Source organism: Microbacterium invictum, from assembly GCF_014197265.1.
In the GTDB taxonomy this organism is placed as follows: Bacteria; Actinomycetota; Actinomycetes; order Actinomycetales; family Microbacteriaceae; genus Microbacterium; species Microbacterium invictum.
Window position 1 is genome coordinate 280315 of record NZ_JACIFH010000001.1, and the last position, 25247, is coordinate 305561.

Here is a 25247-nt window from a genome sequence, read left to right on the forward strand (position 1 = left end):
CACAGGCGCCCGCCGGTACGATGGTGCGGTGACCGTTCAGCTCTATGACACCAAGGCGCAGGCCCTGCGCGACTTCGTGCCACTGCACCCCGAGAACGTCACGGTGTACGTCTGCGGTCCGACGGTGCAGTCCGGGCCCCATATCGGGCACCTGCGCGGGGCCCTGAGCTTCGACATCCTGCGTCGGTGGCTCGAGCACCGGCACGGGCGCGTCACGTTCGTCCGCAACGTCACCGACATCGACGACAAGGTGCTGCTGAACGCCACCGACACCGAGCCGTGGTGGGCGCTCGCCTACCGCATGGAACTCGAGTTCACGGCGGCATATGCCGCGATCGGCATCCGTCCGCCGACCTACGAACCGCGCGCGACCGCGTCGATCCCGCAGATGCAGGAGATCATCGAGCGCCTCATCGCCGCCGGTCACGCCTACGCGGCCCCGGACGACTCGGATGCCGCGGGAGATGTGTACTTCGATGTGCGGTCCTGGCCCGGCTACGGCGGCCTGACCCGCCAGAGCCTCGACGCGATGGAACCGGCCGAAGACACCGACCCGCGCGGCAAGCGCGACCCCCGTGACTTCGCCCTGTGGAAGGGCACCAAGCCCGAAGAGCCTGCCTCGGCCACGTGGGACTCCCCGTGGGGACCCGGCCGCCCCGGCTGGCACATCGAATGCTCGGCCATGTCGGCCCGCTACCTCGGCACCGAGTTCGACATCCACGGCGGCGGTCTCGACCTGCGCTTCCCGCATCACGAGAACGAGCTGGCGCAGTCGACCGCGGCCGGTGACGCGTACGCCCGGTACTGGGTGCACAACGGCCTGGTGACCGTCGGCGACCAGAAGATGTCGAAGTCGCTGGGCAACTACCTCCTCGCCGATGACGTGCTGGCCGAACGCGACCCGCTGGTCGTGCGCTACGCGCTCGCCGCGGCCCACTACCGCTCTAACCTCGACATCACCGCATCGTCGTTCGACGAGGCCGAGGCCGCGCTGGAGAGGATCCGCGGTTTCCTGCAGCGCGCGACGCGCCTGCTGCAGAACGCGGACGACGACCTGGCCATCGACGGCGTCATCCCCGAGCGATTCGCCGCGGCCATGGACGACGACCTCGGCGTTCCGCAGGCACTCGCCGTGGTGCACGAGCGGGTCCGCGCCGGCAACACCGCGCTGGAAGCCGGCGACCGCGAAGCAGTGCTGTCCGCGTTCACCGACGTCGCGCTGATGACCGGCATCCTCGGGCTCGACCCCCTCGACCCGCGGTGGCAGACGGAGGGCGGCGAGGCGGCATCGGCCCTCGACACCCTCGTGCAGACGATGCTGGCCCAGCGCGCCGACGCGCGGGCCGCGAAGGACTGGGCGGCCGCCGACCGCATCCGCGACGCGATCGCGGCGGCCGGCATCACCCTCGAAGACGGGCCGAACGGCACGCACTGGAGCCTCGCCGGCGCTGAGTCCGGCACGAAGGAGAACTGATGGCCAAGCCAGGACGCCCCGGCGCAGCGAAGGGCAAGAAGGGCCCCCTCAAGGGCACCGGCGGCAAGAACAAGCGGTCCCTCGAGGGCCGCGGCCCCACGCCGAAGGCCGAAGACCGTGCATGGCACCCGGCCGGCAAGCGCAAGGCCGCATCGGAGCGCTATGCCGCCGCGGGCGGCAAGGGCAAGCCCGGCGGCCAGACCGGCGGGCGCCCGCGCGCGAAGAAGGACGACGACACCGAGACGGTCACCGGCCGCAACTCCGTGCTCGAGGCGCTGCGGGCGAAGATCCCCGCGACGGCGTTCTACATCGCGCAGCGCGTCGAGATGGACGACCGTGTCAAGGAGATGCTGTCGATCGCCACGCACCGCGACATTCCGGTGATGGAAGTCATGCGCCCCGAGCTCGACCGCATGGCCGGCTTCGACGGCGTGCACCAGGGCGTCGCGCTGAAGGTGCCCCCGTACGAGTACGCGCACCCGCAGGACCTGCTCGAGGACATCATCGACACCGGCGCGCTGCCGCTGCTGGTCGCGCTCGACGGGGTCACCGACCCCCGCAACCTCGGCGCGATCATCCGCTCCACGGGCGCGTTCGGCGGGCAGGGCGTGATCATCCCGCAGCGCCGCTCGGCGAGCGTCAACTCGGCCGCGTGGAAGACGAGCGCCGGCGCCGCCGCGCGCATCCCGGTCGCGATGGCGCCGAACCTGACGACCACGCTCAAGGAGTTCAAGAAGCAGGGCGTGTTCGTCCTCGGCCTCGACGGCGGCGGCGACGTGTCGCTGCCCGCGCTCGAACTGGCCGACCGACCCGTCCTGATCGTCGTGGGCTCCGAGGGCAAGGGCCTGTCGCGCCTGGTCACCGAGACCTGCGACCAGATCGTGTCGATCCCGATCTCCGCAGCCACGGAATCGCTGAACGCCGGCATCGCGGCATCCGTCGCCCTCTATCAGGTGTCGACGCTGCGCGCCGCGGGAGCTGCCGCGGGGGAATGAATCGCGGCTCGTCCTGATTGCATTCAGATGAAACTGAATCTCTAGGAAAGGGACACCCATGGCACGCATCGCCGTCATCGGCGGAACCGGGTACGCCGGCCGCAACATCGTCACCGAGGCGGCCAGCCGCGGGCACACCGTGGTCTCGGTCTCGCGCAAGGCATCGAGCGAGCGCGTGCCCGGGGTGACCTACCTCGAAGGGACGCTCCTCGATGCGACGTCGCTGGTCAAAGAGCTCGAGGGCGTCGACGTGGTGGTCTCCGCGGTCGCGCCGCGTGACACGATGGCAGGCCAGGTGCGCCCCAGCATCGAGGCGCTGAACACGCTGCTGCCGGCCGACGTGCGCATCGGCGTGATCGGCGGCGCAGGAGGAAGCCTGGTCGCTCCCGGCGGTCCGCGCCTGGTCGACACCGACTTCCCCGAGGACTACCGGGCCGAGTCGCTCGAGATGATCGGGGTGCTCGAAGACCTGCAGGCCGACCAGAGCGGGCGCGACTGGTTCTTCGTCCACCCGGCCGGCGGCTTCGGCGCCTGGAACCCGGGTGAGCGGACTGGCGCCTACCGCGATGGCGGCGATGTTCTGGTGACGGATGCCGCGGGGGAGTCGTTCATCTCCGGCCCCGACCTCGGTGTCTCGGTGGTCGACGAGATCGAGTCGCCGAAGCACGTGCGCGAGCGTTTCTCGGTCGGGTACTGAGCTAGACCAGATCGCGCCAGTCGATCGTTCCCGTGTCGGTGGGCACTTCGTCGTCCGGCGTGTCGGGATCGATCACCGCCAGCGACGTGGTCTCGGTCGGCGGGCCCATGACCGTGGCCTCGTCGCGGCGGTGGCGCAGCACGTTGTCGATGTACGAGGCGAGCACCTCGGCCAGCGGCACCGAGCGGCCCTGCGCCTGGGAGATGAACCAGCGGTGGTCGAGCACCTGATGGAACAGCTCGGCCGGTTCGAGCTTGGCGCGCAGATCCCACGGGATCGCCTTGACCACCGGCTCGAACACCCGGGTGAGCCATTCGTGCGCGACCATCTCCTCGTCCGAGCCGAGGCGTGAGATGCGGGCGCTGTACTCGTCCATGTCGTTGAGCAGGCGGCGCGCCTGGTTCTCCTGCACGTCGAGCCCGGTCAGGCGCAGCAGTCGGCGCTGGTGATGCCCGGCATCCACCACCTTCGGATGGATCGAGACCGTGGTGCCGTCGGAGGTGGTGTGGATCGACATCTCTCCGATGTCGAACCCGAGGTCGTTGAGCCGGCGCACCCGCTCGGTGATGCGCCACGCCTCGTCGGATGAGAAGCTCTCCCACTCGGTGAGCGTGGCCCACAGCGAGTGGTACGACGACATGATGCCGTCGGCGATCGCGATGGCGTCGACGCCGCCTTCGAGGCGCCCGCCGGCCTCGAGGTCCATGATCTCGCCCGCGATGTTCGTACGGGCGATGTCGAGATCGTGCGCCCGCTGGCCGTCGGTGAGCCCGGCCTCGTGCAGCTCACCCGTCTCGGCGTCGACGAGGTACGCGGCGAAGGCACCGGCATCCCGCCGGAAGAGCGTGTTCGACAGCGACACGTCGCCCCAGAAGAAGCCGACGGTGTGCAGGCGCACCAGCAGCACGGCGAGGGCGTCGACGAGGCGGCTGGCCGTGTCGGGGCGCAGCACCTGCGTGAACAGGGCGCGGTAGGGGAGCGAGAAGCGCAGGTGCGCGGTCACCAGGGCTGCCGGCAGCGGGTCGCCCTTCGCGTCGCGGCGGCCCTCGATCGCGGCGACCCGCTCGACGCAGGGCACGTCGAGGCGGACGAGCGAGCCGAGCATCTCGTACTCGCGGCGCGCCATCTCGGCGGTGGTCTCCTTGACGGCGACGACCCGCCCCGACAGGTTCGCGAAGCGCACCAGGTGGCGGGAGATGCCCTTGGGCAGTGACACGATGGTCTCGCTCGGCCACTCTGCGAGGCCGGTCGACCACGGCAGGGAGAGCAGCCCGGCGTCGATGCTGCTGGCGGTGATCGTCAGAGAATCAGGCACGGATGCCACGCCCTTCTGTCGCCGGAATGTGCGGCGGCGCGGGGGGTCTGAAGACCTGCCCGCGCCGCGCTGCACGTCTTCGGTCAGGCCGAGGTGATGGCCTTGTCGTTGAGCCGGTCGCCCGTCTCGAGGTCGAAGGCGTGGACGTGTCCGGGCTTGGCGGCCAGGGTCACGGTCTCGCCCGCGTTCGGGTGGTTGCGGCCGTCGACGCGCGCGACGATGTCGGTGCGCGTGCCGGCGATGTCGGTGTGGCCGTACAGGTAGCCGTCCGCGCCGAGCTCTTCGACCAGGTCGACCTGGACCGGCAGGCCCTTGCCGTCGGCGGGTCCGACCTCGATGTCCTCGGGGCGGACGCCGACGGTGACCTGGCTGCCGTTCGCGCGGCCGACGGTGTCACGGTCGAGCGGGACGACCTCGGAGCCGAAGCGCACGCCGCCCTCGGCCAGGTCGGCCGGGAACAGGTTCATGGCGGGCGAGCCGATGAAGCCGGCGACGAACACGTTGTTCGGCTTCTCGTACAGGTCGCGCGGCGAGCCGACCTGCTGCAGGAGGCCGTCCTTGAGGACCGCGATGCGGTCACCCATCGTCAGGGCCTCGGTCTGGTCGTGCGTGACGTAGACCGTCGTGACGCCGAGGCGGCGCTGCAGCGACGCGATCTGCGTGCGGGTCTGGACGCGGAGCTTGGCGTCGAGGTTCGACAGCGGCTCGTCCATGAGGAACACCTGCGGCTGGCGGACGATCGCGCGGCCCATGGCGACGCGCTGACGCTGACCGCCGGAGAGGGCCTTCGGCTTGCGGGTGAGGTACTCCTCGAGGTCGAGGAGCTTGGCGGCCTCGAGCACGCGCTGGGCGCGCTCTTCCTTGCCGATGCCGGCGATCTTCAGGGCGAAGCCCATGTTCTCGGCGACCGTCATGTGCGGGTACAGCGCGTAGTTCTGGAACACCATCGCGATGTCGCGGTCCTTCGGCGGGACGTCGGTGACGTCGCGGTCGCCGATGAGGATGCGGCCCGAGTTGACCTCTTCGAGGCCGGCGAGCATGCGCAGCGACGTGGACTTGCCGCAGCCGGAGGGGCCGACGAGGACCAGGAACTCGCCGTCGGCGACTTCGAGGTCGAGCTTGTCGACTGCCGGGCGGGTGCCGCCGGGGTAGAGGCGGGTTGCGCTGTCGAATGTGACGGACGCCATTTTTTCTTCTCCTTCACCGGCAGGTACGTGCCGGACGATCCGTAGTGATGGAATGAGCGGAAGGGCTGACCTCCCGCACGCCCGCCATTGGGCGCACCTCCCAGTATCACACGGATCTGAAGACGGCATGAATCGTGCGTCTGGTCATTTCCCAGCCTGTCTGGCTACCATCGAACAATCGCCACGCCCGGGCGATCCTGCCCCATCGGGGCCCCGCCGTCTCCTGCTTGAGGTTCCATGTCCACTGACGACACCACGAACGCGACGACGTCCAGCGACCGCCGCGACGCCGTGCGAGAGAAGGCCCAGCAGGTCCGCGTGCGCCAGTCGCGTGCGAAGTGGGCGCGCCGTTCGGCCATCGGCGTGACCCTCGTCGCCGCTGTCGCAGCCGTCGCCGTCGTGGTCACCTGGACCGTCTCGACCACCGCGGGTCGCCCGCAGCTGACGCCGGCGAACCTCTCGCACGAGGGCGGCTTCCCCGTGACGTCGATCACCGGCTCGACCGGCACGCTCGACGCGAGCCTCGCCACCCCGTCGCCCACGCCCGCCGACGCCACGGCCACGCCCGCGCCCGACGCGACGCCGACGGCGACCGCCGCCGCCGTCGAGATCGATGTGTACGTCGACTACCTGTCGCCCGGCGCCCGCGAGTGGCAGGTCGCCAACTCCGACCAGCTGTCGAGCTGGCTGAGCCAGGGTGCCGCGACGCTCTCCTACCACCCGGTGTCGATGCTGACCGCGAAGTCGAACGGCACGAAGTACTCGCTGCGCGCCGCCGGTGCCGCGGCATGCGTGGCCACCCACTCACCCGACCTGTTCTTCCCCTTCAACCAGGAACTGCTCATGCGGCAGCCCGCGATCGACTCGGACGGCTTCTCCGACGAGGAGCTCGCCGACATCGCCCAGGCCACCGGAGTCACCGAGCCGAAGCGGATCCGCGCCTGCATCGAAGACGGTTCCTTCATCTCGTGGGTGAAGGAGAGCACCGAGAGCGCTGTCAGCGGCATCCCCGACACGAACGGTCTCGCTCTCACAGGCACACCGATGATCGTGGTGAACGGCGAAGCGTACGTCGGCGAACTGACCGACCCGGCCGAGTTCTCGCAGTTCGTGCTCACCAGCTCCAGCGGTGCCTTCTACCGCGCACAGGCCACACCGACGCCGACCGCCACGCCCGTTCCGACGGCTTCGCCGACGCCGTAACCGGCTCGCGGCGCCCGATAGACTGGGCGTTCTGCCGGCTTGGCGCAATTGGTAGCGCACCGTACTTGTAATACGGGGGTTGCAGGTTCAAGTCCTGTAGCCGGCACCACACCACCGACGCACCGGTCACCGAGCAGATGTCGCCGTGACCGAAGAGGGCATCGACATCACCGTGACCTCGCCCAGGCTGCTCACGACCGGTGACGTGATGCAGGCCGACGTCGTCATCACGATGGGCTGCGGCGACGCGTGCCCGCTCTTCCCCGGGAAGCGCTACGAAGACGGGGAGCTGGACGAGCCGGTGGGGTCAGCAGGGCCTGCTCCAGCGCGCCGGTAGACTCGCCGCTCGTGACCTCTCGCCGTATGCCCGCCTGGATCGCGCTCGGCGGAGCGGTGCTGGTGGGCGTCATGACCGCCGTGCAGGCCCGCATCAACGGGCAGCTCGGACTGCGACTCGACGACGGTCTGCTGGCGGCGGCGATCTCGTTCGGCTCGGGCCTCGTGCTGCTCATCCTCCTGTCGGCGGCGCTCCCGGCCGGACGCCGCGGCGTCGGCCGCCTCGTCACCGGCGTGCGCGAACGGACGATCCCGTGGTGGATGCTGGTGGGCGGCGCCGCCGGCGCGTTCACGGTCGCGACGCAGGGTGTGGCCGTCGCGATCATCGGCGTCTCCCTGTTCACCGTCGGCGTCGTGGCAGGGCAGGCGGTGTGCGGGCTCGTGCTCGACCGCATCGGGTACGGGCCGTCGGGCGTGGTCGCGGTGACGATGCCCCGCGTCGCCGGCGGCGCGCTCGCGATCCTCGCCGTCGTCATCTCGCTGCAGGGCGGGGTGCTCGGGCAGGTGCCGTGGTGGATGCTGCTCATGCCGCTCATCACCGGCATCGGCATCTCGTGGCAGCAGGCCACGAACGGTCGTCTGCGTCAGCGGGTCGGGTCTCCCATGACCGCGACCCTCGTGAACTTCATCGGCGGCACGGCGATCCTCGTCGTCGCGGCGGCGATCCACATCGCGATCGCCGGGCCGCCCCGTGCGCTCCCCACCGACGCGTGGCTCTACGTCGGCGGCGTGCTGGGCCTGGTCTACATCATGCTGTCGGCGGCGCTGATCGCCTACACCGGCGTGCTGCTGTTCGGCCTCGGCTCGGTGACCGGGCAGCTGATCACGGCGTACCTGCTCGATCTGCTCTGGCCTGCCGAAGCGCACAGCGGGTGGCTCATCGGGCTGCTCACCATCGCGATCGCGGCGGGGTCGGTCATCGTCGCCGTCGCGCCCTGGCGGCGCGCCTGAGCGGTCCCGGCTACGAGACCTTCTTGGCCTTCTTCGGCATCCGGGTCACGTGCTTGCGGGCGTCCACCGGCTTGCGTCCGCCGCCCCGAGCGTTCGCGGGCTTGCCGCCGACGTACAGCCAGCCCAGCAGCGCCTCGTCCTTCGCCAGGCCGTGCGCCTTCGCGACGGCCTTCGACCGCGTGTAGCCGCCGGTCCGCCAGAACACGCCCCAGCCCGCGTCGTCCAGCAGCAGGCTGAGCGCGTGTGCGACGCCGGATGCCACCGCTTCCTGCTCCCAGTGCGGCACCTTGCTGCTCTTCTTGTGGCTGGCCACGACCGCGATCAGCAGCGGAGCGCGCAGCGGCTTCGTCGACGGCTTGCTGTCGCCCTCGGCCTTCGCGATCGCTGCGCCCAGCCGCAGCCGGTCGTCGCCGCGCAGCTCGATCAGGCGCCACGGCCGCAGCGCCGAATGGTCGGCGACCCGGCCGGCGGCCGACACGAGATCGAGCAGCTCGGCGCGCGAGGGCGCCTCATCGGTGACCTTCGACCACGACCGCCGAGTGCGCATCGCCTCGAGCGCGCCGGACATGCGTCAGTCCTCGGCGGGGGCGAACCCGAGCGACAGTGAGTTCATGCAGTAGCGGTCGCCGGTGGGGGTCCCGAACCCGTCCGGGAACACGTGGCCCAGGTGCGAGCCGCAGTTCGCGCAGCGGACCTCGGTGCGCTCCATGCCGTGCGAGTCGTCGGTGAGCAGCTGCACCGCGTCGGGGTTGATCGACTCGTAGAAGCTCGGCCAGCCGCAGTGCGAATCGAACTTCGTGCCGCTCTGGAACAGCTCGGCACCGCACGCGGCACAGGTGTAGAGGCCGGCGCGGTGCTCGTCGAGCAGCTCGCCGGTCCAGGGACGTTCGGTGCCGGCCTCACGCAGCACGGCGTACTGCTCATCCGAGAGCTCGTCGCGCCACTGGTCGTCGGTCTTCGTCACGCGGTAGGTCATGTCGACTCCTTCTGCCTCCATTAAACCCGCATCCGCGGGGGTCGGCGCGGGTCGCGCGTCACAATGGTCATATGGGGCAGATGAGGGATGCCGGTGCCGCCGTCGCCGACCGCTATGACCGGTTCGCGCGACGCGAAGCGCCGGGCAGATCCGAGCTCTATGCCCAGTGGGCCGCAGGGGCCGCAGCCGACGAGGACGTGTGCGATGTGCTCGCGCGGATCCCGGCATCCCACCGCCAGCCGCCCCTCGTCTTCGCCGTGAGCCGCCTGCTCGGCGTGGGGGAGCCGGACTACCCGACGTGGCGCCGGTGGCTGCTCGAGAACGCCGACCAGGTCGTCGCCGAGTGCGGCAGCCGGTCGCTGCAGACCAACGAGCCGCTGCGGTGCGCGGCGCTGCTGCCCGCGCTCAGCAGGATCCCCGGGCCGATCGCGCTGCTCGAGGTCGGTGCGAGTGCCGGGCTGTGCCTCTACCCCGACCGCTATTCGTACCGGTACGCGGGCGGCGAAGGCGAGGCGCGCCTCGATCCGGCCGCCGGGCCCTCGACCGTGGAGCTGACCTGCGAAGTCACCGGCTCCGTGCCGCCGGTGGCGCTGCCCGAGATCGTATGGCGGGCGGGCATCGATCTGAACCCGCTCGATCCGGCTCTGCCCGGCACCGCGGACTGGCTCACCGGGCTCGTGTGGCCCGGCGAGACCGGACGCGCCGAACGGGTGCGCGCGGCGCTCGAGATCGCCGCGGCCGACCCGCCGCGGCTCGTCGCCGGGGACGCGCCCGATGTGCTCGCGCAGGTCGCGGCATCCGCGCCGCGTGATGCGACGCTCGTCGTGACGACGCCCGGCGTGCTCGCGCACATCCCGCATGCCGACCGGCTGCGCACCATCGCGGCCGCACGCGCCGCCGGGCGCTGGATCACCCTCGACGATCCCGGACTGCACGACGCGTGGTCGGCGCCGATCGACCCCGGCACCTGGCCGGGCGGATTCGCGCTCGCGCTCGACGGCGAGGTGCTCGCCGCCGCCGACCCACTCGGCGGATCGCTGGAGTGGCTCCCGGGCGCGCACGCACATGCCGGTTAGCGTGGAGGGGTGCCCCTGACTGACCGCGACCGTGAGCTGCTCGACTTCGAAGCCCGCTGGCAGCGACACGACGCCGCGAAGGAGGAGGCGGTGCGCACCGATCTGGGCATCACCCCGGCCCGCTACTACCAGCTGCTGGGCCGGCTGCTCGATACGGGGGATGCCGTGGCCTACGACCCCATGCTCGTGCACCGTCTGCGCCGGCTGCGCGACGCCCGCGAACGGGACCGTGCTGCGCGTTCGGCCGTCCTCACAGGCACGGGCCGGTAGCATTCTCTGGTGCCGAAAACGACCTACCCGAAGGACCGTTTCGACGACCTCCCCGCAGACGTGACACGGATCGGCGTGCATCGCGCCGAGAATCCCCGTCTGCGTGCCGGCGTCGTCGTGATGTGGTCCGTGATCGCGACGATCGTGCTGATCGCCGTCGGCGTGTTCGGCACGATGCTGGCGACGGGCCGCTTCTCGCCCGGAGCCGAGGCGCCCGTACCGGTGCCCGATGCCCCCGCGGTCGAGGCCGTCGTCGACACGAGCTACTCGGTCCTCGTGCTCAATGCGACGCCCGAGGACGGGCTCGCCGGTGCCATGAGCGACACGATCATCGCGGCCGGATGGTCGGCCGACGACATCATCGCCGGTGAGGCCGGCAGCGACGACTTCCCGACGACCACCGTCTACTTCCCGACGGTCGACGACGAAGGCGCCGCCCGGGGTCTCGCAGAGGTGATCGGGGGAGCCGAGGTCGCGCTGAACGACTCGTATCAGCCGGCCGATGATCCGGACACCGCCGATGTCGATGAGAGCCAGGCCCGCCAGCTCGTCGTGGTCATCGGCCTCGACCGGATGACACCCACACCGCAGGCCTGAGCGATACCGCGCGATCCGCGGGTTATTCTTCGTCGGTGACCCTTCTCGCATCGCGGCGACCCGTACGCCGCGTGGCCCTCTCCGCGGCCGCATTCGTGGCCGCCGTGCTGATCGCCGGCTGCACGCCGACCACTCCCGAGCCGTCGCCGAGCACGAGCACGAGCACCGCACCCATGGCCCGGCCGTCCCCGACGCCGACGCCGACGCCCGAACCGGTGGTCGCGCCGCTGCGGGGCACCGAGGTACCGGCATCCATCGACACCCCCGCGCTGTCCGCCAAGATCGACAACCACTGGGACGCGCGACCCCAGTGGGGGCTCGAGCACACCGACATCGTCTTCGAGGAGCTGGTCGAGGGCGGCCTGACCCGGTATGTCGCGGTGTGGCACTCCGACGTCCCGGAGGAGGTCGGTCCGATCCGCAGCATCCGGCCGATGGACCCCGACATCGTCTCGCCGCTCGGCGGCATCATCGCCTACTCGGGCGGCCAGGCGCGGTTCGTCGCGATGATGCAGAAGACCGACGTGCACAACGCGATCCACGGCGGTGCCGATGACCGCTTCATGTTCCGGTCGACCCAGAAGCTCGCGCCGCACAACGTGGTGCTGGATGCACAGGACATCGTCGCCGAGTACGACGAGCTCGACCCGCCGGCCGCCCAGTTCGCCTACTCGCCCCGAGGCTCGGCCCCCGTGTTCGGCACGCCATCGGGCGGCGTGGACCTGGCCTTCGCGCCCGAGTCGCCGCGCTCGTGGACGTGGGATGCCGCATCGAACACCTACCTGCGGGCGCAGGAGGGCAGGGCCGACACCGATTCCACCGGCGCTCAGCTGTCGGCGACGAACGTCGTTGTGCTGCGCGTGGCGATCGACTGGTCATACGGGATCGTGCCGCGCACCGTGATGATCGACTCCGGACAGGCCTGGATCTCGACCGGCGGCAGCGTCCGCGAGGGCACCTGGAGCAAGGACAGCCGCACCGCGGCGATCACCCTCACCGACGCGGTCGGACGCGAGATCAGACTGGCTCCGGGCAACACCTGGGTCGAACTCGTGCCCGACAGCGGCAGCGTGAGCGTGCACGACTGATCGACTCCGCCCGTGCGGCTTGCACTCCCCATGGTCGAGTGCCAGAATGGGTTAGCACTCACTACTGGAGAGTGCTAATGACTGAACGTCCGGGAGGGACGACACACTTATGGCAAAGATCATCGCTTTCGACGAGGAAGCCCGCCGCGGCCTCGAGCGTGGACTCAACACGCTGGCCGACGCCGTCAAGGTGACCCTGGGCCCGCGCGGCCGCAACGTCGTGCTCGAGAAGAAGTGGGGCGCCCCCACGATCACGAACGACGGCGTCTCGATCGCCAAGGAGATCGAGCTCGACGACCCGTACGAGAAGATCGGCGCGGAGCTCGTCAAGGAGGTCGCCAAGAAGACCGACGACGTCGCAGGTGACGGCACCACCACCGCCACCGTGCTGGCCCAGGCGCTCGTGCGCGAGGGACTGCGCAACGTCGCCGCCGGCGCCGACCCCATCTCGCTCAAGAAGGGCATCGAGAAGGCCGTCAAGGCACTGTCCGACCAGCTGCTCGCCGACGCCAAGGAGGTCGAGACCAAGGCGCAGATCGCCGCCACCGCATCGATCTCGGCCGCTGACACCGAGATCGGCGACCTGATCGCCGAGGCCATCGACAAGGTCGGCAAGGAGGGTGTGGTCACCGTCGAGGAGTCCAACACCTTCGGCACCGAGCTCGAGCTCACCGAGGGCATGCGCTTCGACAAGGGGTACATCAACCCCTACTTCGTCACGGACCCGGAGCGCCAGGAGGCGGTCTTCGAGGACCCGTACATCCTCATCGCGAACCAGAAGATCTCGAACATCAAGGACCTTCTGCCCATCGTCGACAAGGTGATCCAGGAGGGCAAGGAGCTCCTCATCATCGCGGAGGACGTCGAGGGCGAAGCGCTCGCGACCCTCGTGCTCAACAAGATCCGCGGCATCTTCAAGTCGGTCGCCGTCAAGGCGCCCGGCTTCGGCGACCGTCGCAAGGCGCAGCTGCAGGACATCGCGATCCTCACCGGCGGCCAGGTCATCACCGAAGAGGTGGGCCTCAAGCTCGAGAACGCCACGACCGACCTGCTCGGCCGCGCCCGCAAGGTCATCATCACCAAGGATGAGACCACGATCGTCGAGGGTGCCGGTGACAGCGCGCAGATCGAGGGTCGCGTGACCCAGATCCGCCGCGAGATCGAGAACACCGACAGCGACTACGACCGCGAGAAGCTGCAGGAGCGCCTCGCCAAGCTGGCCGGCGGCGTTGCCGTCATCAAGGCCGGCGCGGCGACCGAGGTCGAGCTCAAGGAGCGCAAGCACCGCATCGAGGACGCCGTTCGCAACGCGAAGGCGGCCGTCGAGGAGGGCATCGTCCCCGGTGGTGGCGTCGCGCTCATCCAGGCCGGCCAGAAGGCGTTCGCGGTTCTCGAGCTCTCGGGCGACGAGGCGACCGGTGCCAACATCGTCAAGGTGGCCATCGAGGCTCCGCTGAAGCAGATCGCGCTCAACGCGGGCCTCGAGCCCGGTGTCGTGGCCGCCAAGGTGGCCGAGCTGCCCGTCGGTCAGGGCCTGAACGCCGCGACCGGTGAGTACGTCGACATGTTCGAGGCGGGCATCATCGACCCGGCCAAGGTCACCCGCTCGGCGCTGCAGAACGCCGCGTCGATCGCCGGTCTGTTCCTGACGACCGAGGTCGTCGTGGCCGACAAGCCGGAGAAGGCTCCGGCCATGCCGGCTGACCCGACCGGTGGCATGGACTTCTGATCCACCCCTGTTGACAGAAGGGCCCCTCCCGCGTGGAGGGGCCCTTCTGCGTTCAGCGGAACAGGCCGGCGGTGGCCAGCTCGGTCTGCGCGTACTGCTGCCCGGCCGCGCCCAGCGCGGTGCTGATGTCGGCCAGCGCCCCGTCGAGATCACGCTGCGCGGCGCGCCAGCGTTCGATGACGGTCTGGAAGCCCGTCGCTGCGCTGCCGGTCCATGAACCCTGCAGTTGGGTGAGCTGCGCGAGCATGGACGCGGTCTCGCCTTGGATGCGGTCGCCGGTCGCGCGGATCGCCGAGGTGGCGGTGAGGACCGCGTCGCTGTCGACGGAGAAGATGGCCATGAGTGCTCCTTCCGGTGGATGTCCCGTAACCGTAAGCGCGGTGGCCGCCGCGAGACGGGCGCGGCGGGCGATCGGTGGAGGGATGCCGGACACCGGCGCCTGGGGAGGAGGCGGCGATCCGGTGCGGGAGCAGGGACCGGCGGCCGGCTCAGACGTCTTCGTCGCGCAGCTTCGGCAGCGGCTGCGTCTCGATGAACAGATGCTCGGCGGCATCACGCCGCTGCGCGAGCGGGAGCGACACCCGGAAGGTCGCGCCGCCGCCGCGCGTCTCGACCACCTCGATGGTGCCGTGCAGCGCGTCGACGATGGATGCCACGATCGACAGGCCCAGGCCCGAGCCGCCCGTCTCGCGCGTGCGCGAGGTGTCGGCCCGCCAGAATCGCTGGAACACCTTGTCGCGGATCTGCTCGGGCACGCCCGGGCCGTGGTCGATGACCTCGATCCATCCCATCGCGGTGGCGGCATCGACGCCCACGGCCACCTCGATGGGCGTGGCCTCAGGGGTGTAGCGCCGCGCGTTTCCGAGGAGGTTGGCCACCACCTGCCGGATCCGGTTCTCGTCGCCCAGCACGATCGGGGGACCGGTCGGCGCCATCGGCGGGGGCGGGGGCGTCGTGATCGGGGCTGTCAGCGCCACGTTCGGCGACGCGGGCGTGCGCGGCCGGCGTCGCAGCAGCGAACCGGCGATGCCGGCGATGCCCGCCCCGGAGCGTTTGGCGGCCGCGGCGTCAGGCACCACGGCGATGGTCACGGTGGTCGGCGCCGAGGACGTGCGGTCGAGGAAGGTGACCTCGCGCTCGGGCGAGGTGGCACGGGCGTCGAGCACCGCGTCGCGTGCGACCGGCACCAGGTCGATCTCGGCGACGACGAGGTCGCGGCGCTCGTCGAGGCGGGCGAGGGCCAGCAGATCCTCCACGAGCACGCCCATGCGGATCGCCTCCTTCTCGATGCGCTCCATCGCCTGCGCGGTCTGCTCGTCGCCGGAGACCGCGCCCATCCGGTACAGCTCGGCGTAGCCGCGCACGGTGACGAGCGGGGTGCGCAGCTCGTGGCTCGCGTCGCCGATGAACCGCCGCATCTGCTGCACCGTGGCATCCCGCTGCCCGAGTGCCTGATCGACACGGTCGAGCATCGCGTTGATGGCGGTCTTCAGTCGGCCGACCTCGGTGCGCGGTGAGATCTCGGTCATGCGCTGGGTGAAGTCGCCGGCGGCGATCGACATCGCGGTGTCCTCGACCTGGCCGAGCCCGCGGAAGGTCAGCGTGACCACCCACCGGGTCAGCAGTGCGGCGACGAGGATCACCACCAGCGCGAGGGCGGTGTAGATGCCGATGAAGCTCGCCACCGTCTGATTCACCGGCGCCAGCGGCAGCGCGACCAGCTGCGTGTTGAACTCGCGGGCCCCGGCGACCTGAAGGGTGTCGACGCTGGCGTGGAACCCCGCCCCGCCGATGCTCGACTCCAGTTCGAACGGCGAGGTGCCCTTGACGGTCGTCTCGTCGAGCGCGAACGTCTCGGGGTACACCGGTTCTGCCGGCCCGGTGCCGCCGCCGGTGGCCAGCAGCGTGCCGTCGGCGGCGTACACCGCGACGAAGAACTGCGTCGGGGTGGCGCCGTCGACCTCGGAGAACTGCGCCACGCCGTCGACGACCTCGACCTCGAAGATCGTGCTGGCGATGTCGGTGGGCACGACCTGTTGCAGGTTCTGGTCGAGCGCGGTGATCTGCGTGGTGCGCAGGAACACCATCGTGCCGATGCCCGCGGCGGCCAGGCCGATGGCGAGGACGGCCACCGTGACCCCGGTGACCTTCGCGCGCAGGCTGATGCCGCGCCACCATGCGGTGACCCGGTCGGTCTTCTTCGCGTGCGCGGCCAGGGGCGGCATGCTGGCTCCTAGGCCGACTTGCCGACCTTCAGCATGTAGCCGAAACCGCGCTTGGTCTGGATGAGCGGCTCAGACGAGTGCGGGTCGATCTTGCGGCGCAGGTACGAGATGTAGCTCTCGACGATGCCCGCGTCGCCGTTGAAGTCGTACTCCCACACGTGATCGAGGATCTGCGCCTTGCTGAGCACCCGGTTCGGGTTGAGCATGAGGTAGCGGAGCAGCTTGAACTCGGTGGGGGACAGGTCGATCGACACGTCGCCGACCAGCACGTCGTGGGTGTCCTGGTCCATCGTCAGCTCGCCGGCGCGGATGGCGGACTCCTCGTCGGCCTGCATGGTGCGACGCAGGATCGCCTGGATGCGGGCGACGATCTCGTCGAGGCTGAAGGGCTTGGTGACGTAGTCGTCGCCGCCGGCGTTGAGCCCCTCGATCTTGTCTTCGGTCTCGTCCTTCGCCGTCAGGAACAGGATGGGCGCCGTGTAGCCCGCGCCGCGGAGGCGCTTGGTCACGCTGAATCCATTCATGTCGGGGAGCATGACGTCGAGGATGATGAGGTCCGGTTCTTCTTCGAGAACGGCGGAGATCGTCTGCGCGCCGTTGGAGACGGCACGGACCTGGTAGCCGGCGAAGCGAAGGCTTGTGACCAACAGGTCCCGGATGTTCGGTTCGTCGTCCACGACGAGGATGCGCGGTGCGGTCATAGGCCCATACTGGCATCCGAATCGATGCGAATGCGGGAAATCAGTCGCAATGGGCGAGGTTCACTCGGTCGCGTGGCGCCGCAGGGCGACGCAGCAGTAGCCGGTCCGCGGTGCGAGGACGGGGGTCCGCGTGTCGCCGGTGGCGGCGGCGAGGCCGCGCACGAGGTCGAGATTGGCGCCGCAGATGAGCGGGGTGTGCGCTCTGGCGAGGACGTGGAAGGGACAGTTGTCCAGGACCGTGTCTCCGGATGCCGCGGTGCGCGGCTCGTAGCCGCACTCCACCAGCGCGGTGTCGAGGTCGTCATGCGCGGCGCCGATGGCGGCTCCCGTCGAGAACGCCTCTTCGGACAGCGCAGCGCGCACGGCGATGCCGCGTTCCTCGGCCCGCTCGACGGCGGCGGCCAGCAGCTCGCCGGCCAGTTCGTAGTGCCGCTCGGGGAGGGTGCCGGCGATCTCGGCCGCGACGGCGCGATAGCGCTTGGCCGGCCGCCCGGCGCCGGGCCCGGAGCGGCCCGGCGGCCGCTCGAACGTCACCGTGAGAAGGCCCGCCTCGGTGAGTCGATCGAGGTGGAACGCGGCCGTGCTGCGGGGGATCCCGAGCAGCTCGGCGGCCTCGTCGCGCCCCAGGGCACGATCGATCGCCGCACGGTAGAGCCGCCGGCGGACCGGGTCGGCGAGCGCGGCGAAGGCGGCCGCATGATTTGTCGCGACAGTGCTCACATTCCGCAGTCTATCTCTAAAAACATGAATCTTGACAAAAGAAGATGCGCGACCTATCGTCGGCATCAGGCGAAGGGGTGGTGGGTGATGTCGACCATGGTGCAGACCGGTGCGCTCCACGCCGTGACCGACGACGGGCCCATCGACCGGGACCGCGCGATGACCGCCGTCGCCGACCTGCTGAGCGCACTCGGTCGCGATGTCGCGAGCGAGGATCTGGCAGACACGCCCCGGCGCGTCGTCGACGGGTTCATCGAGATGCTGACGCCGCGGCCGTTCACCATGACCACCTTCGCGAACGACGCGGCCTACGACGAGGTCGTGGTCGTCCGCGACATCGCGTTCGCCTCGATCTGCCGGCACCATCTGCTGCCGTTCCGCGGAACGGCCACCGTCGGCTACCTGCCCGGCACGCGTCTGGTCGGCCTGTCGAAGCTCGCCCGCATCGTCGCCTTCCACGCCCGCGACCTGCAGGTGCAGGAAGACCTGACGGCGCAGATCGCACGCACGCTCGAAGACGAGCTCGCGCCGCGCGGCGTGGGTGTCGTCATCGAGGCAGAGCACCTGTGCATGTCGATCCGCGGCGTGCAGGCGGCGGGCGCCACGACGGCGACCGCGCTGTTCCGCGGGGAGCTCGCAGGCGACGCCGTCCGGCAGGCGAGGTTCCGGCCGGTCTGAGATCCGAGGAGGTCACGATGTCGCACATGCTCATCATCGGGGGAGGGCTCGCCGGCGGAACGGCGGCGGCCACCCTGCGGCGCGAGGGATTCGACGGCGACGTGACACTCGTCGCGGACGAGGCGCATCCGCCGCACCAGCGCCCGCCGCTGTCGAAGGGGTTCCTCGCCGGTAAGGAGGGGATGGATGCCGTGATCCTGCATCCCGACGAGTGGTATGCCGATCGCGGCATCCACCTGCGCACCGGCGTGGCCGCGACCGGGCTCGACCCGGACGCGCACACCGTCGCGCTCGCCGACGGGTCGGAGCTCACGTACGACGCGGTGCTGCTGGCGACCGGCGCGTCGCCGCGGAGGCTGCCCATCCCCGGCCACGATCTGGCCGGCGTGCACACGCTGCGACGGATCGAGGACTCCGAGAGCCTCGCCGCCGCGCTGCGCGACGGCGGGAAGCGCCTCGTGCTGATCGGCTCGGGCTGGATCGGCATGGAGGTCGCGGCCACCGCGCGCCAGTTCGGCAACGCGGTCACGATCCTCGAGCGCGACCCCGTGCCGCTGGCCGCGGCGGTCGGACCGCAGTTCGGCGAGATGTTCCGCGCCCTGCACGTCGAGCACGGCGTCGACCTGCGCACCTCGGTCGGCGTGGAGCGCATCACCGGCGGGGACCGGGCGGACGGAGTCGTCGTCGACGGCGAGACCGTCCCGGCCGACCTCGTCCTCATCGGCGTCGGCGCGGTGCCCAACACGGCGCTCGCCGAGGTGGCCGGGCTGCGGATCGACAACGGCATCCTCGTCGACGCCCGGCTGCGCACGAGCGCGCCGGATGTCTACGCCGCCGGTGACGTCGCGAACCCCTACCACCCCGTGATCCAGCGGCACCTGCGCAGCGAGCACTGGGCCAACGCCCTCGGCGGCGGGAAGGTCGCCGCACGGTCGATGCGCGGCATCCACTCGACCTTCTCCGAGATCCCGTACTTCTACACCGACCAGTACGACCTCGGGATGGAGCTGTCGGGCTACCCGCCGCTGATGAGGGATGCCGAGGTGATCATCCGCGGTGACCTCGACGGCCGTGAGTTCATCGCCTTCTGGGTCGACAGCGGTCGGGTCGTGGGCGGCATGAACGTCAACGTGTGGGACGTCAACAAGGCCGTGCAGGCGCTCATCCGCGCGGGCGACCGCATCGATGCCGCGAGGCTGCGCGATCCGGCGGTGCCGCTGGCGGATCTCGTCGCGTGAGTGACGTGGCTGCGGCGACGGCGACTGCGACCACGCTCGACCTGCGCGGCCGCACGCTCGAGCTGTCCTGCCACATCGCGGTCATGGCGATCGTCAACCGCACACCCGACTCGTTCTACGACCACGGCCGCACCGACTCGCTCGACGCCGCCGTCGCCGCCGGGCTCGCGGCCGCCGACGCCGGTGCCGACATCGTCGATGTCGGGGGAGTGAAGTTCGCCCCCGGGCCGCCGGTGTCGATCGATGAGGAGATCGCCCGCGTCGTCCCCGTCGTGGCGGCGCTCGCGCCTCGCGTGCCGGTGTCCGTCGACACGTTCCATCCCGAGGTCGCGCAGGCGGCGATCGCTGCCGGCGCGGCGATGATCAACGACACGACCGGTCTGTCGAACCCCGCGATGGCCGACGTCGTCGCCGGAAGCGGCGCGGCGATCGTGATCGCGCACAGCCTCGCGACGCCGCGCACGCAGCACCCGCTGCCGCAGTACGACGACGTCGTCGACGAGGTGCGGGAGTTCCTGCGCGCACAGGTCGCGCTCGCGCGGGAGCGCGGGGTGCCGACCGACCGGATCGTCATCGACCCGGGCCACGACCTCAACAAGAACACGCGGCACTCACTCGAGCTGACGCGCCGGCTGGCCGAGTTCGCCGACCTCGGCATGCCGATGCTGGTGGCCCTGTCGAACAAGGACTTCGTGGGCGAGGCGCTGGGCCGTGAACCCGACGACCGGATGCCGGGGTCGCTGGCCGCGGCCGTCTTCTGCGCCCTGCAGGGCGCGCGGATCGTGCGGGCGCACAACGTCCGTGAGACCGTGGACGCCATGCGGATGGTGGAGGCGATCGTGGGCTGGCGTGAGCCCGCATGCGAACGGCACAACACCCGGCCGGAGGGGAACACATGATGCCGGCACGGACCGGGCTGCGCGCGGCCTATGCGCTGCCCGATCGCGCGACCCCGCGCATCCGCATGAACTTCGTCGAGAGTCTCGACGGCGCCGTGACCCTCGCCGGGCGCAGCGGCGGGCTCGGCGGCCAGACCGATCGCGTGCTCATGCAGGTGCTGCGCGCCATGGCCGACGTGGTGCTCATCGGCGCCGGCACCGTCCGCGCTGAGGGCTACGGCGGCATCCGCGTCGCCGGTGACGATGCCGCGTGGCGCCTCGAGAACGGGCTCTCTCCGCAGCCGCGGCTCGCCGTGGTGTCGCACGACCTCGACCTCGACCCGGGGCACCCCGTCTTCGCCGACGCCGAGTCGCGGCCGCTGCTGATCACGCATGCCGGGGCGCCGCCGGGCAGGCGCGAAGAACTGTCGCACGTCGCCGATGTGGTCGTCGCGGGCGCGGCATCCGTCGACCTGATCGAGATGCGCGACGAACTCGCACGGCGGGGCATGCCGCAGATCCTGTGCGAGGGCGGACCGCATCTGTTCGGCTCGCTGCTGGATGCCGGTGTCGTCGACGAAGTCTGCGTGACCCTCGCCCCGCGCCTGATCGGCGGGCGGGCCGGGCGGATCGTGCAGGGCGCCGGCGAGGCCGACCGGCACGGGCAGCTTGCGGGGGTGCTCACCGACGACGAGGGGTACGTGTTCCTGCGGTACCGGACGCGATGACGAGCGCTGCCCGCGAGAACTTCGGCGAAGATAGAGGCATGACGACACCGCCCCCTGTGCCGCCCGTGGCCATGCCGCCCGTCGCAGCGCCGCGGCCGCCCGCGCCGCGCCCGCTGCCGGCCGATGCGACCGTCGGAGGGCTCGCGTTCCACCGGCTGCTGTTCGCGCGCCGCCGCTCGGGCTGGTGGACGCCTCTCGTGGTCGGTGCGCTGGGTGTCGCGATCTATTTCGCCTTCCTGGTCGTCATCTTCGTCGGCATCCTGATCGCGACGCTGGCGTCTCCCGCCGCCGGCGAGTGGCTGCTGACGATCGGCACCGACGTCAGCTTCGACCTCGCCGACCCGGCGATGCTCGTGCTGCTGCTCGGCTCGATCGTGCTGATGCTGCCCGCCTACGTGCTCGCCTCGCTCATCGTCAACGGGCGGCGGCTCGGGCTGATCTCGTCGGCCGCGGGGCGGCTGCGCTGGGGATGGATGCTGCTGTGCACCGCCGCGGCCGCTGTCGTCGCCCTGGTGCTCACAGCGCTGTCGGCGCTGCTGCCCACCGACGAGGTCGTCGACACGACCGGCACGATCATGCAGCCCGCCGAGAACCCGATGTTCCTGTGGAGCCTGCTCATCATCCTGCTCATCGTGCCCCTGCAGTGCGCCGCGGAGGAGTACGTCTTCCGCGGATACCTGCAGCAGGCCATCGGGCGCTGGCTCCGGCATCCACTCTTCGCGATTCTGCTCCCCGTGCCGCTGTTCGTCCTGGGCCACCTCTACGACCCACTCGGGCAGCTCAGCGTCGGGGTGTTCGCCGTCGTGGCCGGCTGGCTGACCTGGCGCACCGGCGGGCTCGAGGCGGCGATCGCGCTGCACGTCGTCAACAACCTGCTGGCCTTCCTGCTGGCGCTGTTCGGGCTGGGCGACATCAACGCCACGTCTCCCGGTGTCACGAGCTTCGTGTGGTCGACGGTCGTCGTGCTCGCCTACGCGGGGGGCGTGGAGTGGCTGTTCCGCCGGCGCGCGCTCGGGCGGACGCTGGTGCTCACGCCGGTCGCGCCGCAGGCGAATCCGGTCCCGGCGCCGGTGCATCCCGGCTGAGCTCGCGTTCAGCCCCGCAGGCAGCCGCGCACCGCGATCGCCACGGTCGGGCGCAGCGCGGCGTCCGGGGCGACGGTGAGACGGTTGAGAATCAAGCCCGCGCTGACGGCGAGCAGCGACCGCGCCGCGGCATCCGGATCCTCCGCGCCGAACGCGGTGAGCAGCTCCCGCGCCCACGCCTCGAAACGTGCGCGCTGCGCCTGCAGAGGGCCGTGGGCCTCGCCCCCCGCGGTCATCTCGAGGAACAGGGCGTATCGGGCCCGGGTGCGCACCGCGTGGTGTCCGGTCGCGTCCTCGATCAGCGCGGTGAGGGTATCGATCAGGTCGTCGACGGTCTGTGCCGGCGTCGTGGCCGCGGTCAGGTCGGCGCGTTCCTGCTCGGCGATCCAGTCGATGACGCCGGTGAGCAGCGCGTCGCGGGAGCGGAACCAGTTCGACGTGGAACCCCGGGGCAGCTCCGCCTCGGCGTCGACCCGGGCATGGGTGAGTGCGCGGACCCCCTGCTCGCCGACGAGTCGCACGGCGGCGGTGAGGGCGCGGTCGCGGGTCGTGGCCATGGCTCGACGATAGCAGTCGATTACTACGAATGTAGTGACAAGGCACTATAAACGTAGTATTCTGCGGCCATGGGGTACGTGGTGCTGGGAGCCTGGGTGATCCAGGCCATCGTCGGGGCGATCCTGCTCGGCGAGTGGCTCCGTCACGCCCGTGGCGCAGGCCGTGGCCCGCTGCTCGTGCATATCTCGCTGGTCGTCCTCTATCTCGCCCCCTGGGTGGCTTTCGTCGTCACGGGTGCCGCCTGGTGGGCGTGGATCGCGGTGGCCGTGCTGACGGTCGCCCTCTCATTCGGCGACGTCATGATGGTCCGGCGTGCGCGCCGGCTGCAGGGGCGGACCAGACCCGGCATGCGCGACTACGGAGGTGCGATCGGCATGGTCTTCACCGGCAAGATGCCGCGGCGCGTCGTGTTCCATGCTCTGCTCGCCCCGGTGGTCTACTTCGGGTCGCTCGGGCTCGCGATCGCGGCGACCGTCGCCCCGGCATCCTGACGCCCGCGGCGGGTTGAGCAGTCGGTTCGTGTCAGCGCCGGGGGAGACACCCGCCGCAAGTGACTGCGGAACGGGTGCACCGCCCGTGTCAGGCGGCGCGCAGTCCGTCGGCGTCGAGGATCGTGTAGCTGTAGCCCTGCTCGGCGAGGAAGCGCTGCCGGTTCTGGGCGAAGTCCTGGTCGACGGTGTCGCGGGCGATGAGCGTGTAGAAGCTGGCCGTGTGGCCGCTCGTCTTCGGGCGCAGCAGCCGGCCGAGGCGCTGCGCCTCTTCCTGCCGTGAGCCGAACGAGCCCGACACCTGGATCGCGACGGACGCCTCGGGCAGGTCGATCGAGAAGTTCGCGACCTTCGAGACGACCAGCACCGGCACCGTGCCCTCGCGGAACGCGCCGTACAGCTGTTCGCGCTCGTCGACGGGCGTGGCACCGGTGATCTTCGGCGCGCCGAGCGCCTCGGCGAGCACGTCGATCTGGTCGAGGTACTGGCCGATCACCAGGATCTGCTCGCCGGCGTGGCGTTCGACCAGGTCGCGGACGACGCCGATCTTCGCGTGCGCGGTCGAGGCGAGCCGGTAGCGTTCGTCATCCGCGGCGGCGGCGTATTCCAGGCGGTCGGATGCCGGAAGGTCGACCCGCACTTCGTAGCAGACCGCGGGGGAGATGAAACCCTGAGCCTCGATCTCCTTCCACGGGGCATCGAACCGCTTGGGGCCGATGAGGCTGAACACATCGCCTTCGCGGCCGTCCTCGCGCACGAGCGTCGCGGTCAGTCCGAGGCGGCGGCGGGCCTGGAGGTCGGCGGTCAGCTTGAACACCGGAGCGGGCAGCAGGTGGACCTCGTCGTAGACGATGAGCCCCCAGTCGAGGGCGTCGAGCAGCGCGAGGTGCGCGTACTGGCCCTTCCGCTTCGCGGTGAGGATCTGGTAGGTCGCGATGGTGACCGGCTTGACCTCTTTGGACTGGCCGGAGTACTCGCCGATCTCGTCGGCTGTGAGCGAGGTGCGCTTGAGCAGCTCGTCGCGCCACTGCCGGGCGCTGACCGTGTTGGTCACGAGGATCAGGGTCGTGGTTTTGGTGTCGGCCATGGCGGCGGCGCCGACGAGCGTCTTGCCGGCGCCGCAGGGGAGCACCACGACGCCCGAGCCGCCCTCGGTGAAGATGTCGACGGCCTTGCGCTGGTAGGGCCGCAGCGTCCAGCCGTCTTCGTGCAGGTCGATCTCGTGCGGCGTGCCCGGCGTGAAGCCGGCGTGGTCTTCGGCGGGCCATCCGATCTTGAGCAGCTCCTGCTTGATCTGGCCGCGCGCCCACGCGTCGATGACGTACGTGTCGGGGGCGGGGTGGCCGATCAGCAGCGGCTGGATCCGCTTGTTCTTGGCGACTTCGGTGAGCACCGCGGCATCCATCGATCGAAGGATCAGCGTGCCCTCGTCGTCGCGCTCGATGACGAGCCGGCCGTACCGCCCCACCGTCTCGCGGATGTCCATCGCCACCGACGGCGGCACCGGGAAGCGGGTCCAGCGCTCGAGGGTGGCGAGCATGTCCTCGGCCTCGTGGCCGGCGGCACGGGCATTCCACAGGCCCAGCCGGGTGATCCGGTAGGTGTGGATGTGCTCGGGCGCGCGTTCGAGTTCGGCGAAGATCGCGAGCTCGTGGCGGGCGTCCTCGGCCTGCGGGTGCGCGACTTCGAGGAGGACCGTGCGGTCGCTTTGAACGATGAGGGGGCCGTCAGCCATAGCGGTCCAGTCTACCGGGTCCGCCGGTGCCGGACGTGTCCCGCCTCGTCTCTTCGCGACCTGGCCGGTCTCTTCGCGACCTGGCCGGTTCTCCCGCGACCTGGCCGGTCTCTTCGCGACCTGGCCGGTCTCTTCGCGACCTGGCCGGTTCTTCCGCGACCTGGCCGGTCTCTTCGCGACCTGGCCGGTTCTCCCGCGACCTGGCCGGTTCTCCCGCGACCTGGCCGGTTCTGCCGCGACCTGGCCGGTTCTGCCGCGACCTGGCCGGCCACCTCGCCGAGAGAGTGGCCACCTCGGCGCGGGAGTGGCCACCTCGACG

General features: G+C 70.6%; 27 protein-coding genes and 1 tRNA gene. 18 read left to right on the forward strand and 10 right to left on the reverse strand.

The features are described from left to right. Window positions 1-28 precede the first annotated feature (28 nt). From cysS to BKA10_RS01415, 3 genes are read left to right on the forward strand one after another with little or no spacing between them, the layout of a single operon-like run. Entirely contained in the window at window positions 29-1474 is a 1446-nt protein-coding gene (gene cysS / locus BKA10_RS01405; RefSeq protein WP_183498266.1) for a cysteine--tRNA ligase, read from the forward strand. Further along, window positions 1474-2469 (forward strand): 23S rRNA (guanosine(2251)-2'-O)-methyltransferase RlmB, encoded by a 996-nt coding sequence (rlmB, locus tag BKA10_RS01410; RefSeq protein WP_183498268.1) that lies wholly within the window; start codon window positions 1474-1476, stop codon window positions 2467-2469. The genes cysS and rlmB overlap by 1 nt, the downstream gene beginning before the upstream one ends. A 58-nt stretch (window positions 2470-2527) precedes the next feature. Next, window positions 2528-3166, forward strand: a complete 639-nt coding sequence (locus tag BKA10_RS01415) for an NAD(P)-dependent oxidoreductase (RefSeq protein WP_183498270.1) — start codon at window positions 2528-2530, stop codon at window positions 3164-3166. A 1-nt stretch (window position 3167) separates the two neighbouring features. Here BKA10_RS01415 and BKA10_RS01420 read toward each other — a convergent pair whose 3' ends face one another. Continuing rightward, on the reverse strand, window positions 3168-4481 hold the full coding sequence (locus BKA10_RS01420) for a DUF4032 domain-containing protein (protein WP_183498272.1): 1314 nt from the start codon (window positions 4479-4481) through the stop codon (window positions 3168-3170). An 83-nt stretch (window positions 4482-4564) separates the two neighbouring features. Further along, window positions 4565-5668, reverse strand: coding sequence for an ABC transporter ATP-binding protein (locus tag BKA10_RS01425; RefSeq protein ID WP_183498273.1), 1104 nt, complete (start codon window positions 5666-5668; stop codon window positions 4565-4567). A gap of 237 nt (window positions 5669-5905) precedes the next feature. Here BKA10_RS01425 and BKA10_RS01430 point away from each other — a divergent pair, with 237 nt between their 5' ends. The 4 genes from BKA10_RS01430 to BKA10_RS01445 all read left to right on the forward strand — a co-directional run bounded on the left by BKA10_RS01430 (window position 5906) and on the right by BKA10_RS01445 (window position 8158). Beyond that, the gene (locus tag BKA10_RS01430; RefSeq protein ID WP_183498274.1) at window positions 5906-6871 is read left to right on the forward strand and encodes a DsbA family protein; all 966 of its coding nucleotides are present in this window, start codon (window positions 5906-5908) and stop codon (window positions 6869-6871) included. Window positions 6872-6904: 33 nt separating this feature from the next. Continuing rightward, a tRNA-Thr gene (locus BKA10_RS01435) sits at window positions 6905-6980 on the forward strand. A 36-nt stretch (window positions 6981-7016) separates the two neighbouring features. After that, window positions 7017-7208 carry a low molecular weight phosphatase family protein gene (locus BKA10_RS01440; RefSeq protein WP_206686724.1) on the forward strand — a complete coding sequence of 64 codons (192 nt, stop codon included), beginning with the start codon at window positions 7017-7019 and terminating at the stop codon, window positions 7206-7208. A 26-nt stretch (window positions 7209-7234) separates the two neighbouring features. Beyond that, window positions 7235-8158 carry a DMT family transporter gene (locus BKA10_RS01445; protein ID WP_183500997.1) on the forward strand — a complete coding sequence of 308 codons (924 nt, stop codon included), beginning with the start codon at window positions 7235-7237 and terminating at the stop codon, window positions 8156-8158. 10 nt (window positions 8159-8168) lie between these two features. Here BKA10_RS01445 and BKA10_RS01450 read toward each other — a convergent pair whose 3' ends face one another. Together BKA10_RS01450 and msrB are read right to left on the reverse strand one after the other, a co-directional pair. Further along, a complete protein-coding gene (locus BKA10_RS01450) occupies window positions 8169-8726 on the reverse strand; it encodes a nitroreductase family protein (RefSeq protein WP_241740027.1) in 558 nt (185 codons plus the stop codon). Between the two features lie 3 nt (window positions 8727-8729). Further along, window positions 8730-9134 (reverse strand): peptide-methionine (R)-S-oxide reductase MsrB, encoded by a 405-nt coding sequence (gene msrB, locus BKA10_RS01455; protein ID WP_183498275.1) that lies wholly within the window; start codon window positions 9132-9134, stop codon window positions 8730-8732. A gap of 71 nt (window positions 9135-9205) precedes the next feature. Here msrB and BKA10_RS01460 point away from each other — a divergent pair, with 71 nt between their 5' ends. The 5 genes from BKA10_RS01460 (at window position 9206) to groL (ending at window position 13894) form a co-directional block, all read left to right on the forward strand. Then, window positions 9206-10210, forward strand: coding sequence for a DUF2332 domain-containing protein (locus BKA10_RS01460; RefSeq protein ID WP_241740028.1), 1005 nt, complete (start codon window positions 9206-9208; stop codon window positions 10208-10210). A 9-nt stretch (window positions 10211-10219) separates the two neighbouring features. Continuing rightward, window positions 10220-10480 carry a DUF3263 domain-containing protein gene (locus BKA10_RS01465; RefSeq protein WP_183498276.1) on the forward strand — a complete coding sequence of 87 codons (261 nt, stop codon included), beginning with the start codon at window positions 10220-10222 and terminating at the stop codon, window positions 10478-10480. Between the two features lie 9 nt (window positions 10481-10489). Continuing rightward, on the forward strand, window positions 10490-11077 hold the full coding sequence (locus BKA10_RS01470; RefSeq protein WP_183498277.1) for a LytR C-terminal domain-containing protein: 588 nt from the start codon (window positions 10490-10492) through the stop codon (window positions 11075-11077). A gap of 35 nt (window positions 11078-11112) precedes the next feature. Beyond that, entirely contained in the window at window positions 11113-12165 is a 1053-nt protein-coding gene (locus tag BKA10_RS01475) for a DUF3048 domain-containing protein (RefSeq protein ID WP_183498278.1), read from the forward strand. 109 nt (window positions 12166-12274) lie between these two features. Beyond that, a complete protein-coding gene (groL, locus tag BKA10_RS01480) occupies window positions 12275-13894 on the forward strand; it encodes a chaperonin GroEL (RefSeq protein ID WP_183498279.1) in 1620 nt (539 codons plus the stop codon). A 52-nt stretch (window positions 13895-13946) separates the two neighbouring features. On the opposite strand, the gene BKA10_RS01485 is transcribed toward groL, so the two are convergent. From BKA10_RS01485 to BKA10_RS01500, 4 genes are all read right to left on the reverse strand, one after another. Then, on the reverse strand, window positions 13947-14234 hold the full coding sequence (locus BKA10_RS01485; RefSeq protein WP_183498280.1) for a WXG100 family type VII secretion target: 288 nt from the start codon (window positions 14232-14234) through the stop codon (window positions 13947-13949). Window positions 14235-14382: 148 nt separating this feature from the next. Further along, the gene (locus BKA10_RS01490; protein ID WP_183498281.1) at window positions 14383-16119 is read right to left on the reverse strand and encodes a sensor histidine kinase; all 1737 of its coding nucleotides are present in this window, start codon (window positions 16117-16119) and stop codon (window positions 14383-14385) included. A gap of 8 nt (window positions 16120-16127) precedes the next feature. After that, window positions 16128-16820, reverse strand: coding sequence for a response regulator transcription factor (locus tag BKA10_RS01495; protein WP_183498282.1), 693 nt, complete (start codon window positions 16818-16820; stop codon window positions 16128-16130). 60 nt (window positions 16821-16880) lie between these two features. Continuing rightward, on the reverse strand, window positions 16881-17540 hold the full coding sequence (locus BKA10_RS01500; protein ID WP_206686725.1) for a helix-turn-helix transcriptional regulator: 660 nt from the start codon (window positions 17538-17540) through the stop codon (window positions 16881-16883). An 87-nt stretch (window positions 17541-17627) separates the two neighbouring features. Between BKA10_RS01500 and folE the strand changes: the two genes are divergently transcribed. The 5 genes from folE (at window position 17628) to BKA10_RS01525 (ending at window position 22147) form a co-directional block, all read left to right on the forward strand. Further along, a complete protein-coding gene (gene folE, locus BKA10_RS01505) occupies window positions 17628-18218 on the forward strand; it encodes a GTP cyclohydrolase I (protein ID WP_183501000.1) in 591 nt (196 codons plus the stop codon). Between the two features lie 17 nt (window positions 18219-18235). Next, entirely contained in the window at window positions 18236-19456 is a 1221-nt protein-coding gene (locus BKA10_RS01510) for an NAD(P)/FAD-dependent oxidoreductase (RefSeq protein WP_183498284.1), read from the forward strand. Between the two features lie 83 nt (window positions 19457-19539). Continuing rightward, window positions 19540-20355 carry a dihydropteroate synthase gene (folP, locus tag BKA10_RS01515; protein ID WP_183501001.1) on the forward strand — a complete coding sequence of 272 codons (816 nt, stop codon included), beginning with the start codon at window positions 19540-19542 and terminating at the stop codon, window positions 20353-20355. Then, window positions 20352-21062: a pyrimidine reductase family protein gene (locus BKA10_RS01520; protein WP_183498285.1), complete on the forward strand. Its 711-nt coding sequence runs from the start codon at window positions 20352-20354 to the stop codon at window positions 21060-21062. The genes folP and BKA10_RS01520 overlap by 4 nt, the downstream gene beginning before the upstream one ends. A gap of 38 nt (window positions 21063-21100) precedes the next feature. Next, window positions 21101-22147, forward strand: a complete 1047-nt coding sequence (locus tag BKA10_RS01525) for a CPBP family intramembrane glutamic endopeptidase (protein WP_241740029.1) — start codon at window positions 21101-21103, stop codon at window positions 22145-22147. 8 nt (window positions 22148-22155) lie between these two features. Here BKA10_RS01525 and BKA10_RS01530 read toward each other — a convergent pair whose 3' ends face one another. Then, window positions 22156-22704, reverse strand: a complete 549-nt coding sequence (locus BKA10_RS01530) for a TetR/AcrR family transcriptional regulator (RefSeq protein ID WP_183498286.1) — start codon at window positions 22702-22704, stop codon at window positions 22156-22158. 69 nt (window positions 22705-22773) lie between these two features. Here BKA10_RS01530 and BKA10_RS01535 point away from each other — a divergent pair, with 69 nt between their 5' ends. Then, window positions 22774-23196, forward strand: coding sequence for a hypothetical protein (locus BKA10_RS01535; protein ID WP_183498287.1), 423 nt, complete (start codon window positions 22774-22776; stop codon window positions 23194-23196). Window positions 23197-23284: 88 nt separating this feature from the next. On the opposite strand, the gene BKA10_RS01540 is transcribed toward BKA10_RS01535, so the two are convergent. Beyond that, the gene (locus BKA10_RS01540) at window positions 23285-24928 is read right to left on the reverse strand and encodes a DNA repair helicase XPB (protein ID WP_183498288.1); all 1644 of its coding nucleotides are present in this window, start codon (window positions 24926-24928) and stop codon (window positions 23285-23287) included. Window positions 24929-25247 lie beyond the last annotated feature (319 nt).